Annotated in this window: 14 protein-coding genes; 13 read left to right on the forward strand and 1 reads right to left on the reverse strand. The window is 64.2% G+C overall.

The genetic code is table 11. The features are described from left to right. Nucleotides 1-15 precede the first annotated feature (15 nt). The 5 genes from flgF (at nucleotide 16) to flgJ (ending at nucleotide 4,463) form a co-directional block, all read left to right on the forward strand. Nucleotides 16-756 (forward strand): flagellar basal-body rod protein FlgF, encoded by a 741-nt coding sequence (gene flgF / locus A3Q7_RS0100925; protein WP_018409967.1) that lies wholly within the window; start codon nucleotides 16-18, stop codon nucleotides 754-756. 14 nt (nucleotides 757-770) lie between these two features. Continuing rightward, nucleotides 771-1,553: a flagellar basal-body rod protein FlgG gene (gene flgG / locus A3Q7_RS0100930; protein WP_018409968.1), complete on the forward strand. Its 783-nt coding sequence runs from the start codon at nucleotides 771-773 to the stop codon at nucleotides 1,551-1,553. Nucleotides 1,554-1,584: 31 nt separating this feature from the next. Next, a complete protein-coding gene (locus tag A3Q7_RS0100935) occupies nucleotides 1,585-2,283 on the forward strand; it encodes a flagellar basal body L-ring protein FlgH (protein ID WP_051079100.1) in 699 nt (232 codons plus the stop codon). Between the two features lie 112 nt (nucleotides 2,284-2,395). Further along, complete coding sequence (locus A3Q7_RS0100940) at nucleotides 2,396-3,493, forward strand: flagellar basal body P-ring protein FlgI (RefSeq protein WP_018409970.1); 1,098 nt, start codon at nucleotides 2,396-2,398, stop codon at nucleotides 3,491-3,493. A gap of 1 nt (nucleotide 3,494) precedes the next feature. Then, a complete protein-coding gene (gene flgJ / locus A3Q7_RS0100945; protein ID WP_018409971.1) occupies nucleotides 3,495-4,463 on the forward strand; it encodes a flagellar assembly peptidoglycan hydrolase FlgJ in 969 nt (322 codons plus the stop codon). Here the strand turns inward: flgJ and A3Q7_RS0100950 are convergent. Continuing rightward, entirely contained in the window at nucleotides 4,455-4,973 is a 519-nt protein-coding gene (locus A3Q7_RS0100950; protein WP_018409972.1) for a hypothetical protein, read from the reverse strand. The genes flgJ and A3Q7_RS0100950 overlap by 9 nt on opposite strands. A 99-nt stretch (nucleotides 4,974-5,072) precedes the next feature. Here A3Q7_RS0100950 and flgK point away from each other — a divergent pair, with 99 nt between their 5' ends. The 8 genes from flgK to leuB are packed head-to-tail and all read left to right on the forward strand — an operon-like array spanning nucleotide 5,073 to nucleotide 13,343. Beyond that, a complete protein-coding gene (gene flgK / locus A3Q7_RS0100955) occupies nucleotides 5,073-7,019 on the forward strand; it encodes a flagellar hook-associated protein FlgK (RefSeq protein ID WP_018409973.1) in 1,947 nt (648 codons plus the stop codon). Between the two features lie 11 nt (nucleotides 7,020-7,030). After that, entirely contained in the window at nucleotides 7,031-8,323 is a 1,293-nt protein-coding gene (gene flgL / locus A3Q7_RS0100960; RefSeq protein ID WP_018409974.1) for a flagellar hook-associated protein FlgL, read from the forward strand. Nucleotides 8,324-8,328: 5 nt separating this feature from the next. After that, entirely contained in the window at nucleotides 8,329-8,781 is a 453-nt protein-coding gene (locus A3Q7_RS0100965; RefSeq protein ID WP_026224345.1) for a hypothetical protein, read from the forward strand. Nucleotides 8,782-8,819: 38 nt separating this feature from the next. After that, entirely contained in the window at nucleotides 8,820-9,977 is a 1,158-nt protein-coding gene (locus A3Q7_RS0100970; RefSeq protein ID WP_018409976.1) for an MFS transporter, read from the forward strand. Nucleotides 9,978-10,033: 56 nt separating this feature from the next. Next, entirely contained in the window at nucleotides 10,034-11,440 is a 1,407-nt protein-coding gene (gene leuC, locus A3Q7_RS0100975) for a 3-isopropylmalate dehydratase large subunit (RefSeq protein WP_018409977.1), read from the forward strand. Nucleotides 11,441-11,464: 24 nt separating this feature from the next. Continuing rightward, nucleotides 11,465-11,587, forward strand: coding sequence for an entericidin A/B family lipoprotein (locus A3Q7_RS0100980; protein ID WP_026224346.1), 123 nt, complete (start codon nucleotides 11,465-11,467; stop codon nucleotides 11,585-11,587). A 20-nt stretch (nucleotides 11,588-11,607) separates the two neighbouring features. Further along, the gene (gene leuD / locus A3Q7_RS0100985) at nucleotides 11,608-12,246 is read left to right on the forward strand and encodes a 3-isopropylmalate dehydratase small subunit (protein ID WP_026224347.1); all 639 of its coding nucleotides are present in this window, start codon (nucleotides 11,608-11,610) and stop codon (nucleotides 12,244-12,246) included. Between the two features lie 23 nt (nucleotides 12,247-12,269). Continuing rightward, nucleotides 12,270-13,343, forward strand: coding sequence for a 3-isopropylmalate dehydrogenase (gene leuB / locus A3Q7_RS0100990; RefSeq protein ID WP_018409980.1), 1,074 nt, complete (start codon nucleotides 12,270-12,272; stop codon nucleotides 13,341-13,343). Nucleotides 13,344-13,364: the final 21 nt, after the last annotated feature.

Consider the following 13,364-nt stretch of genomic DNA (forward strand, 5'->3'; position numbering starts at 1 on the left):
CGCTGAGGAAAAGCCATGGATCGCGTGATCTATACCGCCATGACCGGGGCCAAGTGGACGATGGAACGCCAGGCGTCCGTCGCCCACAATCTGGCCAATGCATCGACCACCGGTTATCGCGCCGAGGAGCACAGATTGCGTGCGGTGCAGGTCCAGACCGAGGCATTTCCTTCGCGCGCATTCGTCGTCGACGCAAGTGTGCGCAATGACTTCACTCCTGGGCCCTTGCAGCAGACCGGGCGGCCGTTCGACATGGCGATACAGGGCAAGGGCTGGTTTGCGCTGGCCATGCCGGATGGCAGCGAGGCCTACACGCGCAACGGCCATTTCGGCATCAGTCCCACCGGGATTCTGCAAAATCACGAAGGCATCCCGGTGCAGGGCGAGAACGGTCCCATCACCATTCCGCCGGACACGGAAATCACGATAGGTTCCGATGGCACCGTCTCGACCGTGCAGCGGACCGGCGGGGTCAACCAGGTCAATCCTGTCGGGCGGATCAAACTCGTGGATCCCGCTGAGAACACCATGAAGCGAGGTGACGACGGGTACTTCCGGCTTGCAGCCGGGGGCCAGTCGCCGGTGGCACAGAACGTGCGGGTCGCGGGTGGCTACCTGGAAGGCAGCAACGTGAATGTGGTGGATCAGGTGGTGGCGATGATTTCCCTGTCGCGCCAGTTCGAGATGCAGACGCGCGTGCTCACCACTGCAGAGCGCAACGATCAGACAGCTTCGCAGCTGCTGACCAACCGATAACCGGAGTAGACGCAATGATCCGTTCGCTGTGGATTGCCCGCACCGGCATGGATGCACACCAGACCAATCTGGATGTCATCACGAACAACCTCGCCAACGTCAGTACCAACGGCTTCAAGCGCGCTCGGGCGGTGTTCGAGGACATGCTCTATCAGACGCTGCGTCAGCCGGGTGCGCAGAATACCCAGCAGAACGTCATTCCTTCGGGCCTGCAGATCGGCACCGGCGTGCGTCCGGTCGCGACCGAGCGCATCCACACCCAGGGCAATATCCAGCAGACCGGCGGCACGCTGGACATTGCAGTACAGGGCGAGGGCTTTTTCCAGATACAGATGCCGGATGGCACTCTGGCCTATACGCGTGATGGCGCCTTCCAGAAGGACGCTCAGGGCGTCGTGGTCACTGCCAGCGGCTTTCCTCTGCAGCCCGCAATCACCATTCCGCAGGACGCGGTGTCGGTCACCATAGGACGCGACGGTGTGGTGAGCGTTCTGCAGGCGGGACAGACCGCGCCGACCCAGATCGGCCAGATCCAGCTGGCCACCTTCGTCAATACTGGCGGCCTGCAGAGCATGGGCGAGAATCTTTTCGTCGAGACGGCGTCAAGCGGTGTTGCCACGCCGAATGTGCCGGGTACCAATGGTGCCGGTCTGCTCAACCAGGGCTTTGTCGAGACGTCGAACGTGAACGTGGTCGAGGAACTGGTGGCCATGATCCAGACCCAGCGCGCCTACGAGATCAATTCGCGCGCCATCCAGACGTCCGACCAGATGCTGGGTCGCCTGACCCAACTGTAGTAAGCGGACGAGCCGCCCGGAGGTCCGACACATGAATACACAACAGATCCGATTTGCCGCCCGCTGCGCAGGATTTGCCACTGTGCTGCTGATGGCGGCACTGCTTGCCGGTTGCGTCACGACCACGCCGCCGACCGCGGTGCACCAACCGATGACCGTCCGGCCGGAGGCGCGTCCTCAGTATCAGACCAATGCCGGCGCGATCTACCAGCCCGGGGCGGTGCGTCCGCTGTTCGAGGACAGGCGTGCGCGCATGGTGGGCGACACCTTGGTCATCAATATTTCCGAACGCACGCAGGCGGCGAAGAAGGCGTCCAGTTCGGCCGACCGTACTCAGGAAGTGGACACCACCGTATCGCGCATCGCCGGCCTGCCGCTGAAGAGCATGCAAGGTTCAACGCTGCAGGCCGAAGGTTCGAACGTGTTCGCCGGCAAGGGCGCTTCATCGGCGGACAACAACTTCACCGGCACCATCACCACCACCGTGATCGAGGTGCTGCCGAACGGGAATCTGCTGGTGTCGGGCGAGAAGAAGGTCGCGATCAACCAGGGCGACGAGTTCATCCGGTTTTCCGGCGTCGTGAACCCCACCCAGATCACCGCATCCAACACGGTGCAGTCGACCCAGGTCGCGGATGCGCGTATCGAGTACCGGGCCAGCGGTTATATCGACGAGGCGCAGGTGATGGGCTGGCTCGGTCGCTTCTTCCTGAATTTCCTGCCGCTTTGATGTTGCGTTGTATCCGGGGAGGAGGACTTTTCCACCCTTATTCCGGATATGGATCGCCGCATCGCGAGCGTATAAACGAAGCGTTGACCTGCGCCCTGGAAGGCGGAAAGACATGAAGCGCATCCTCTCCATACTGTTGCCCGCCCTGTTACTGGCTACGCCGGTATGGGCAGAGCGGATCAAGGATCTCGCGACCCTGGCGGGCGTGCGCAACAACCAGTTGGTGGGCTATGGCCTGGTCGTCGGCCTGGATGGCTCCGGTGACCAGACCACGCAGACACCCTTCACCGTGCAGAGCGTGATCAATATGCTCGGCAATATGGGCGTCACCCTTCCGCCGGGCCAGAACCTGCAGTTGAAGAACGTCGCGGCGGTGATGGTGACGGCAAATCTTCCGGCATTCGCACGCCCGGGACAGGCGATCGACGTTACCGTTTCGTCCATGGGCAACGCCAAGAGTCTGCGCGGCGGTACGCTCGTCATGACGCCGCTCAAGGGCGCGGATGGCCAGGTCTATGGCGTCGCTCAGGGCAATGTGGTGGTGGGGGGCGCCGGTGCTTCGGCCGGAGGTTCATCGGTCACGATCAATCATCTGTCGGTCGGTCGAATTGCCGGCGGCGCGACGGTAGAGCGCGAGGTGCCCACTGTCATCGGCGAGAGCGGTGTCCTGCATCTGGAAACCCACACCTCGGACTACGGCACGACACAGCGCATGGTCGACGCGATCAATGCCGGCATGGGACCGGGTACGGCATCGGCGGTGGATGCCCGGCGCATCGAGTTGCGCGCGCCGACCGACCCGAATCTGCGCGTAGCTTTCATGAGCCGGCTCGAAAATCTCGACGTTACGCCGGCGCAGCAGGCCGCCAAGGTGATCGTGAATTCGCGCACCGGTTCGGTGGTGATGAATCAGGCCGTGACCCTGGATACCTGTGCTGTGGCCCATGGCAATCTGTCGGTGACGGTCAGTTCGGAACCGGTCATCAGTCAGCCGCCTCCCTTGTCCGGTGGTCAGACCGCGGTGGCGGCGCGCAACCAGATCGACGTGAAGCAGGAAGGCGGCGCGCTGCTGAACGTGCCAAAGGGGGCCAGCCTGGCCGACGTGGTGAAGGCATTGAACGCGCTGGGCGCCAATCCGCAGGATCTCATCATCATCCTGCAGGCCATGAAGGCGGCGGGCGCGCTGCGCGCCGAACTGGAAATCATCTGACGTGGAAAACAGCGCGCTCACCGCTCTGGCGTCGGATGTGAAGGGCCTGGACGCGCTGCGCCGCGCCGCGCGCGACAATTCGCCCGAGGCACTGAAGGAGGCGGCAAAGCAGTTCGAGGCCATGTTCCTGCAGGTGGTGATCAAGTCCATGCGCGAGGCATCGTCCTTTGGCGGTGAGGATCTGTTCGGCGGCCAGGAAGGCAAGATGTACCAGGACATGCTGGACAAGCAGTGGGCCCAGGTGATCGCCGAAGGAGGCGGCACAGGTCTGTCCAGGGTGCTCGAACGCCAGTTGTCGGCCAACGCACGCAGTGCCGACACCACGTTCACGCCGGAACTCAAGCCCTTGTCGGACGTACCCGTGTTCCAGGGCGCGAGCCGCTGGCCGGCGGCAGACTCTGCCGGCAAGCGGCAGTCTCTGCAGTCCTCCGCTTCCGGCATTGCCGATCTCGATGCCGCGCTGTCCGCGATATCGCCGTCGCCGGGGCGAGATGTGCCCGAGTATGCGCGGGCCTTCGTCGAGCGGGTATGGCCGGCTGCCGTGTCGGCCAGTCGCGAAACCGGCATTCCGGCGCGCTTCCTGGTGGCGCAGGCCGCGCTGGAGACCGGCTGGGGCCGCTCCGAACTGACCGCAGCGGACGGTACGCCCAGCCGCAATCTTTTCAACATCAAGACCGGCGGAAACTGGTCAGGTGGCAGCGTGACGGTCGCGGCGAGCGAGTATATCGACGGTCGTTGGGTGAAACAGACCGATGCCTTCCGCAGCTATGGCTCGTACGAAGAGAGCTTCGCCGATTATGCGCGGCTGCTGAAGAGCCAGCCGCGCTATCAGGGTGTGCTCGGAACGCAGGATGCGGGAAGCTTCGCCCGCGGACTGCAGCAGGCCGGCTATGCCACCGATCCCGCCTATGCGGACAAGCTCCAGCGCATCATCAACGGCCCCATGCTGCGGGCTGCCCTGTCAGGGTGATTGTCTGCGGTCATCGGGCAACAGTTCGAGAAAGCGTGCGCGGATGGCGCGCGCCTGCGCATGTGCGCCGGCGTCGCGCAGCACCTGCTCGCAAAGAGCCAGGGCGCGCAGCAGGCTTGTTTCGTCCGTGGCCTGCCGCAGCGCGGGAAGCAGAGTGTCGGTGCGCCCGCGCAGCGCGCGTTCCATGCTTTCCAGCAGGTAGAGGCGCGCAAGCGCGACCGACCGGCGTGAAGGACCGGGCGTCGGCCGATCAATATCCAGCAGGCCGTTGTTGAGCAACGCCGCCAAGGCCGCGCGCACCGTCTCGTCCTTGTCGCGGGGATAGCCCAGACCGGCAGACAGGGCGGCAATATCCTGCCGCCCGTCGGCCAGGATGAGCAGGCGACGCTCAAGGACACTCAGGCCGAGTCGCCTGTTCGCAATTTCAGTTCGTCCGGCCTCGGTCTTGAAAGGGCGCGCGGATGCGGAAAATGTCTGGACTATCGGTTCGGACGGGCTGCGGGAGGACATCCGCCGGAACCCTATCAGCGCAATGTGACGCGAGCGCTACGCGTATGGCACGGCTTTCGCTTTTAGCCTCTCAACAGCATAGCTGGCGAGAACGCTTCCATGGGTGCCCAACTTTTCAATATCGGTCTGACCGGCCTGAACGTGGCTCAGGCTGCGCTCGTGACCACCGGCCACAACATCACCAACGCATCGACTGCCGGATATACCCGGCAGCAGGTGATCATCGGTACGAATGACGCACAGTATTCCGGCGTCGGCTATTTCGGACAGGGTGCGCGGGTCGAAACGGTCCGGCGCATCTACAGTGAATTCATGAATGCGCAGGTACTCGAGGCGCAGACCCAGGTGTCGGAGTACACGGTCTATGCCGACCGGATCGGCGCGCTTGACGATCTGCTGGCCGATTCGGACGCGGGCATGTCTTCGGCCATGACCGCATTCTTCGATGCGGTACAGAGCCTGTCCTCGTCGCCGACCTCGCTCGCTTCCCGTCAGGCCGTGATTTCGGCCGCTCAGGCGATGACCGCGCGCTTCAATGCGCTTGACCAGCAGATCGAGCAGATCCGCAGCGGCCTGAACAGCGAGATTTCCGGTGCGGTCGACCAGATCAATCAATTGTCGACGCAGATTGCGAAGCTCAACGAGCAGATATCGGTCGCGCAATCGATTTCCGGCCCCAACCGCCTGGCCAACGACATGCTGGACGCGCGCGACCGGCTGATCGGCGAACTCAACGACATTGTGCGCGTCACGAAGCTCGAACAGAGTGACGGCTCGATCAATATCTTCATTGGCAACGGCCAGCCGCTGGTGGTGGGGGCCAGTTCGTTCTCGCTTGCGGCCGAACCTTCGATCGAAGATCCCAGCCGGATGGAGGTGACCTACACAGCGCCGGGCGGCGCCGTACTGAGGCTGCAGGAAAGCACGCTGACCGGCGGTACGCTGGGCGGTCTGCTTGCCTTCCGCCGCGAGACGCTTGACGAGGCGCAGAACGCACTCGGTCGCGTGGCGATCGGGCTGGCGGAGCAGTTCAACGACCAGCATGCACTCGGGCAGGACCTCAATGGCGCCCTGGGTACGCAGTTCTTCGGTTCGATCTCGGGTACGGCGCTTGCCGCAAGCACCAACGACACCGTCGCCAATGCGGCTGTCAACGTGACGATCACCGATTCGTCGCAACTGACCACCAGCGACTACCGTCTGAGTTTCGACGGTACGAACTACACCCTGGTGCGACTTTCCGACAACCAGAGCTGGACGGCCGCGACGCTGGGCGGACTGCCGCCGGCCGGCAGTCCGCAGGGTTTCTCGCTCGACTCCGGTGCGACGACCCTGGCAGCCGGCGACAGCTTCCTCATCCAGCCCACGCGCAAGGGCGCGTCGAGCATACAGACGGTGCTGACCGATCCGCGCATGATCGCGGTTGCCCAGCCGATCTCGACTTCGACGCCGCTGACCAACACCGGTACCGGCGCGATTTCGGCCGGTACCGTCACTTCCACCACCGGCCTGCCGCTGGGCGGTCCGATCACGCTTACCTTCGACGCAGCCACCAATACCTTTGTCGTGACCGGCGGTCCGGGCGGCACGCTGGCTTATGACCCCAGCACCGAGTCGGCCGGCAAGTCCTTCACCTTCGCGGGTCAGGGCGGCTTCACCTTCGAGCTGTCCGGGGTGCCGCGCAATGGCGACACCTTCACGATACAAGCCAATGCAAGTGGCAGCGGCGACAACCGGAACATACTCGCGCTGGCTTCGCTGCAGAGCGATACCGCCACCATGGCCAATGGCACGACCGGATTCCAGGGCGCTTATGCGCAGATGGTTTCTGCCGTAGGTTCCAAGGCACGCGAGGTGAATGCCAACCTCGATGCACAGACGGTGGTGCTGGAGCGCGTGACCGAATCGCAGCAGTCGCTGTCCGGCGTCAATCTCGACGAAGAGGCGGCAAACCTGCTGCGCTATCAACAGGCCTACCTGGCCTGCGGCCGCATGATAGACATCGCCAGCAAGCTGTTCGATACCGTGCTGCAGCTCGGTAACTGAGGAGAGGACTGATGCGCATATCGACCAACACTGTCTATGCGGCCGGCACTTCCGGCCTGCTGCGCCAGAGCTCGGATCTGTTCCGGCTGCAGCAACAGCTGTCCACTGGCCGGCGCGTGCTTGCGCCGTCGGATGATCCGGTCGCGTCGTCGCGCGCACTCGAGATCGAACAATCCCAGGCGATCAACACGCAGTACGGAGTGAATCGCCGAGATGCCAGCAGTGCGCTGGGGTTTGCCGAGGCTCAGTTGACCACGGCGGGCGACATTCTTGCCGCCGCGCGGGAGCGCATCGTGCAGGCTGGCAATGCGCCATTGTCGGACGCGGACCGCAAGGCAGTGGCCAATGATCTGCGGGCCATGTATTCGGAAATGATGGGCATCGCGAATTCGCGGGATGCCTTCGGCGACTATCTGTTCTCGGGCTACAAGAGCACCACGCAACCGTTCTCCGGATCGGTCGAGGCCGGGGCGAGCTATTTCGGCGACGACGGCCAGCGCATGTCGCGCATCGGCTCAAACCGCGAAATCCCGATCAGCGACCCGGGCAGCGACATCTTCATGCGCGTGCCCGAGGGCAACGGCCGCTTCACCCTCACGCCCAATGCCGCCAACACGGGCACGGCGGTGATCGATGCGGGGCGCGTGGACGATGTGTCGACCTGGCTGGATCCGGCCAATTCCGGCAACTTCGAAGTGGTGTTCGCCTATGACAGTGCGACCAAGACCACCACCTACGACATCATCGACAACGGCAGTGGCAATTCCCTGCTGACCGGCGCCGCGCCGGGCGCCGCGCCCTATCCGCGTACCTGGGTGGAAGGTGAGCCGATCAAGCTGGTGTCCCAGGGCGCCGAACCCGCGTTCGACTTCGGCGTGAGCTTCGAGGTAACCGGCGCGCCGGCCACCGGCGACCGCATCGCCCTTCAGGCGTCGCAATCGCAAAGCGTGTTCGATACGCTGGGCGACATCATCCTCGCGCTCGAGCAGACTGGCACCGATACGCCGGCCGACAGCGCGAAACTGCAGAATGCGGTGGTGTCCGCGCTGACCAATATCGACCAGGCACAGGAAACCCTGCTCACCGCCCGTTCGCGCATAGGCTCGCGCGGTGCCGAGATCGATGCGCTCAACTCGCTCGGCGAGCAGGTCGATATCCATTACGAGTCGACGCTGTCAGACCTGCGCGACCTCAACTACACGCAGGCCATCAGCCAGCTCACGCAGCAACTGAGCTATTTCGAAGCCGCGCAGCAGTCCTTCATGAAAGTGTCCGGGCTGTCGCTGTTCAATTACCTGAGCTGAACGCCATGAAGGCTGGAACGTCATTGATGCTGATCGCGGCCGGCACGCTGGCGGCCTGCTCATCGCTCGACCGCACGCTGCCCAGTTCGGGCAGCGTCATCCCCGACACCCGGCTCAAACTCACGCCGGGCTATACGACGTCGGTCGAGAAGCTGATCTATTTTGCCGGTGCCGCTTACCTCGCCTACATCGTGCTGGATCCGATGGCGCCGAACTGGAGCATCGAGGAGGCGCAACTGTCCGACGACACGTATTACCTCGGTCTGAAGAAGATGCGCACCCGGGCCGGCGGCGAGGGCGAGGCTCGCATGGTGTTCCGCCGCCGTGCCGAACAGCTTGCGCGCGCCGGCGGATATGCCGGATACGACATCGTCAGCTACAACGAGGGCATACAGTCGGAGCTGGTTGCGCAGCGGGTCGGTGAGGGGGTCATCCAGCTCAGGCACGGCACGCGCTGAGCGCCGGATGAGGCGGCTGCTGCGGTACACTCGCGCCGATGCCGCTTCCCTACTGGCGACTGTCCGCCTACTACTTTTTCTATTTCGCCTTCGTCGGCGCTTTTTCGCCTTACTTCGGGCTCTACCTTTCATCGATCGGCTTTACCGCCGCCGATATCGGCATCGTGATGTCGCTGATGCAGGTGATGCGCATCGTCGCGCCGGGCATGTGGGGTTGGCTGGCCGACCGCATCGGCGCACGTACGCCCATCATCCGCTGGGCGGGTGCGGCAAGCCTTGCCGGCTTCCTCATCTTCTTTGCCACCGCCCAGTTCTGGGGGGTGTTCGTCGCGATGGCGCTCATGTCCTTCTTCTGGAGCGCCTCCTTGCCGCTGGTGGAGGCGCTGACCCTCGAACACCTGAAGTCGCGTGTCGCCCGCTACGGCGCGATCCGCGTATGGGGCTCGATAGGATTCATCGTCGCCGTGCTGCTTCTCGGGGAAATGCTTGACCGGACCGGCCTGCGCGGCGTGCTGTGGGGCTGCAGCACCGTGCTGGCGGGCATCTGCCTGTTCGCCTTCAGCCTGCCGGAGGCGCCGCGCCACGCCGAACGTCCGCCTGCCACGCAGTCGCTGCGCGACATCCTGCGCCGACGACCGGTGGCCGGTCTGTTCGGCGCCGCCTTCTTCATGAGCTGCGCGCATGGCGCGCTGTACGTGTTCTATTCCATCCATCTCGACGCCAACGGCTACAGCAAGAGCGCCATCGGCGGCCTGTGGACGCTGGGCGTGGTGGCGGAAATCGGCGTCTTTCTGTGGATGCCGGCCCTGATGCGGCGCTTCTCGCTGCGCGTCATGCTGCTGGCGGCCCTGATCGCTGCGGTGCTGCGTTTTGCCATGATAGGCTGGCTGGTCGAGTCCCTTTTCTGGCTTCTGGCCGCGCAAGTGCTGCACGGACTCACTTTCGGCGCTTTCCACGCCAGTTCGGTCGGCGCACTGAACCAGTGGTTCGATGCCCGCCAGCAGGGTCGGGCGCAGGCGCTGTACGGCAGCGTGTCCTTCGGCGCCGGAGGCATGGTGGGCGGGTTGCTCAGCGGCTGGATGTGGGCGCCACTGGGCGGCGCCTGGGCCTACACCCTCAGTTCGCTGTTCGCGCTGGCGGGCTGCCTGCTGCTGGCGTGCATGTGGCCGGCCTCGGAACGCGTTGCTGCCGGCTGAATGCTGCGCTGCACGGTTATAATCACCGGTTTCGCTGATCAGCCGGAATCGTTGCAATGGCGCAGACGCTTTACGACAAGCTGTGGTCCAGTCATGTGGTGCATACCGAGGAAGACGGTACGGCACTGCTCTACATTGATCGCCATCTCGTCCACGAGGTGACCAGCCCGCAAGCCTTCGAAGGCCTGCGTCTGGCGAATCGCACGCCCTGGCGCGTCGATTCAATCGTCGCCACGGCCGACCACAATGTGCCGACCGACCGCGCCGAACAGGGCATTGCCGACCCCACCTCGCGTGCCCAGGTCGAAGCGCTGGATGCCAATATCCGCGCATTCGGCGCGCTGGCCTATTTCCCGTTCCGCGACAAGCGCCAGGGCATCGTGCACGTGATCGGTCCGGAGAACGGGGCTACGCTGCCCGGCATGACCGTCGTGTGCGGCGACTCGCACACCTCCACCCACGGCGCTTTCGGCTGTCTGGCGCATGGCATAGGCACCTCCGAGGTCGAGCACGTGATGGCCACGCAGTGCCTGCTGCAGAAAAAGTCGAAGTCCATGCTCATCCGGGTCGAGGGCGAACTGGGCAAGGGCGTGAGTGCCAAGGACATCGCTCTTTATTTCATCGGCGTCATCGGCACCGCCGGCGGTACCGGCTACGCGATCGAATTCGGCGGCTCGGCCATCCGCGGCCTGTCGATGGAAGGCCGCATGACCCTGTGCAATATGGCGATCGAGGGCGGCGCGCGCGCCGGCATGGTGGCGGTGGACGACACCACGATCGACTACCTGCGCGGGCGTCCGTTCTCGCCGCGCGGCGATCAGTGGGACCGCGCGGTCGCGTACTGGCGCACGCTGAGATCCGACGACGGTGCGCAGTTCGACCGTGTGGTCGATATCGACGCGCGCGCCATCCTGCCGCAGGTGACCTGGGGTACTTCGCCGGAAATGGTGACCGATGTGCGTGGCCAGGTGCCGGCGCCCGAGGATTTCGCCGATCCGGTCAAGCGCGAAGGCGTGGCCCGTGCGCTGCAGTACATGGGGCTTGCACCGCGTACGCCGATAGACCAGATCCGCATCGACAAGGTGTTCATCGGCTCCTGTACCAATTCCCGCATCGAAGATCTGCGCGCCGCCGCGCGCGTGGTCGAGGGGCGCCGTGTCGCGGACAACGTGAAGCTGGCGCTGGTCGTGCCGGGTTCCGGCCTGGTCAAGGCTCAGGCCGAGGCCGAGGGACTGGACCGCGTGTTCAAGGCGGCCGGCTTCGAGTGGCGCGAGCCGGGCTGCTCGATGTGCCTGGCGATGAATGCCGACCGGCTGGAGCCGGGCGAGCGCTGCGCCTCGACCTCCAACCGCAATTTCGAAGGTCGTCAGGGTGCCGGCGGACGCACCCATCTGGTCAGTCCGCAGATGGCGGCGGCGGCGGCGATTGCCGGTCGCTTCGCCGATGTGCGTGAAGTCGTCTGAAAGAGCGTCTGAGTGAGGATGAAGATGAAGCTGATTGCCGTGATCCTGGGTGCGATGACGCTGATGCTGGCCGGCTGCAATACGGTCGAAGGCATCGGCAAGGACATCAAGAAGGGTGGCGAAGCCATCGAGAAGTCCGCAAAGTAGGCGGCAAAGCGAGGACAGCCATGAAAGCATTCACCGTAATGGATGGTCTGGTCGCACCGCTGGACCGCGCCAACGTCGATACCGACGCCATCATTCCGAAGCAGTACCTCAAGTCGATCAAGCGTTCGGGCTTCGGGCCGACGCTGTTCGACGAATGGCGCTATCTCGATGTCGGCGAGCCCGGGCAGGACCATTCGAAACGTCCGCTCAACCCCGATTTCGTGCTCAACCAGCCGCGTTTTCAGGGTGCCAGCATCCTGCTGGTACGCGAGAACTTCGGTTGCGGCTCGTCGCGCGAGCATGCGCCGTGGGCGATCGAGGACTACGGCTTCCGCGCCCTCATCGGCACCACCTTCGCCGACATTTTCTACAGCAATTGCTTCAAGAATGGCCTGTTGCCGATACGCCTGCCGGAAAAGGAGGTCGAACAGCTCTTCCTGCAGTGCGCCGGCACGCCCGGCTATTCGCTGCACATCGATCTGGACCGGCAGGTCGTGCTGCGGCCGGACGGCCACAGCATCGGTTTCGACGTCGATCCCTTCCGCAAATACTGTCTGATCAACGGTTTCGACGATATCGGCCTGACTTTGCGCCACGCCGACAAGATCCGCGAGTTCGAGGCGCGTCGTCGCATCGAACAGCCCTGGCTTTTTGCCTGACCACGTCACTCCTGGAGTCATCCGTGAAAGTCTGTGTTCTCGCCGGCGACGGCATCGGACCCGAAATCACCGCCGAGGCCCTGCGCGTGCTGGAAGCACTGCGCGGCGACGGTCTCGACATCGAATTCGAGCATGCATTGATCGGCGGCTGCGCGGTCGATGCGACTGGCGATCCCTATCCCGAGGCGACCTCGAAGCTCGCGCGCGAAGCCGACGCCATCCTGCTTGGCGCGGTCGGCGGTCCGAAGTGGGACGCGCTGCCACGCGAACAGCGCCCCGAGCGGGGTCTGCTGCGCATCCGTTCCGAACTGGGGGTGTTCGCGAATCTGCGCCCGGCCATCCTGTATCCGGAACTGGCCAATGCCTCTTCGCTGAAGCCGGAAGTCGTGTCCGGACTGGACATCCTCATCGTGCGCGAACTGACCGGCGACATCTACTTCGGTCAGCCGCGCGGCATCGAGGTGCGCGACACGCAGTGGGGTGAGCAGCGCGTGGGCTGGAACACCATGATCTACGCTGAAGAGGAAATCCGTCGCATCGGGCGGGTCGCCTTCGAAGCCGCCCGCAAGCGTTCGAAGAAGCTGTGCTCGGTCGACAAGATGAATGTACTGGAGTGCACCCAGCTCTGGCGCGAGGTGATCAGCGACATGGCGGCAGACTATCCCGATGTCGAACTGAGCCACATGCTGGTGGACAACGCGGCGATGCAACTGGTGAAGGCGCCCAAGCAGTTCGATGTGGTGGTGACCGGCAATATGTTCGGCGACATCCTGTCGGACGAGGCGTCCATGCTTACCGGGTCGATCGGCATGCTGCCCTCCGCTTCGCTGGACGCGGACAACAAGGGGCTGTACGAACCCAGCCATGGCTCCGCGCCGGACATCGCGGGCCAGGGTGTGGCCAATCCGCTGGCCACCATCCTGTCAGCGGCCATGATGCTGCGCTACAGCTTCGGCGACGAAGGTGCGGCGCTGCGTGTCGAGAATGCTGTGCGCAAGGTGCTGGCCCAGGGCTACCGCACCGGCGACATCTTCGAACCGGGCACGACCCGGGTCGGAACCAGGCAGATGGGCGACGCGGTACTCGCGGCGCTGTAAGTGACGGTCAAGGAAACGGCT

The sequence above is a fragment of the Methyloversatilis thermotolerans genome (assembly GCF_000372885.1).
In the GTDB taxonomy this organism is placed as follows: Bacteria; Pseudomonadota; Gammaproteobacteria; order Burkholderiales; family Rhodocyclaceae; genus Methyloversatilis; species Methyloversatilis thermotolerans.

What these genes read in the sequence shown, in the direction of transcription:
- A3Q7_RS0100940 (WP_018409970.1), top strand. Translation starts at nt 2,396, where the DNA reads ATGAAGCGCATCCTCTCCATACTGTTGCCCGCCCTGTTACTGGCTACG.
- leuC (WP_018409977.1), top strand. Translation starts at nt 10,034, where the DNA reads ATGGCGCAGACGCTTTACGACAAGCTGTGGTCCAGTCATGTGGTGCAT.
- A3Q7_RS0100935 (WP_051079100.1), top strand. Translation starts at nt 1,585, where the DNA reads ATGAATACACAACAGATCCGATTTGCCGCCCGCTGCGCAGGATTTGCC.
- A3Q7_RS0100965 (WP_026224345.1), top strand. Translation starts at nt 8,329, where the DNA reads ATGAAGGCTGGAACGTCATTGATGCTGATCGCGGCCGGCACGCTGGCG.
- flgF (WP_018409967.1), top strand. Translation starts at nt 16, where the DNA reads ATGGATCGCGTGATCTATACCGCCATGACCGGGGCCAAGTGGACGATG.
- A3Q7_RS0100980 (WP_026224346.1), top strand. Translation starts at nt 11,465, where the DNA reads ATGAAGCTGATTGCCGTGATCCTGGGTGCGATGACGCTGATGCTGGCC.
- flgL (WP_018409974.1), top strand. Translation starts at nt 7,031, where the DNA reads ATGCGCATATCGACCAACACTGTCTATGCGGCCGGCACTTCCGGCCTG.
- flgK (WP_018409973.1), top strand. Translation starts at nt 5,073, where the DNA reads ATGGGTGCCCAACTTTTCAATATCGGTCTGACCGGCCTGAACGTGGCT.
- A3Q7_RS0100950 (WP_018409972.1), bottom strand. Translation starts at nt 4,973, where the DNA reads ATGTCCTCCCGCAGCCCGTCCGAACCGATAGTCCAGACATTTTCCGCA.
- flgG (WP_018409968.1), top strand. Translation starts at nt 771, where the DNA reads ATGATCCGTTCGCTGTGGATTGCCCGCACCGGCATGGATGCACACCAG.
- leuD (WP_026224347.1), top strand. Translation starts at nt 11,608, where the DNA reads ATGAAAGCATTCACCGTAATGGATGGTCTGGTCGCACCGCTGGACCGC.
- A3Q7_RS0100970 (WP_018409976.1), top strand. Translation starts at nt 8,820, where the DNA reads ATGCCGCTTCCCTACTGGCGACTGTCCGCCTACTACTTTTTCTATTTC.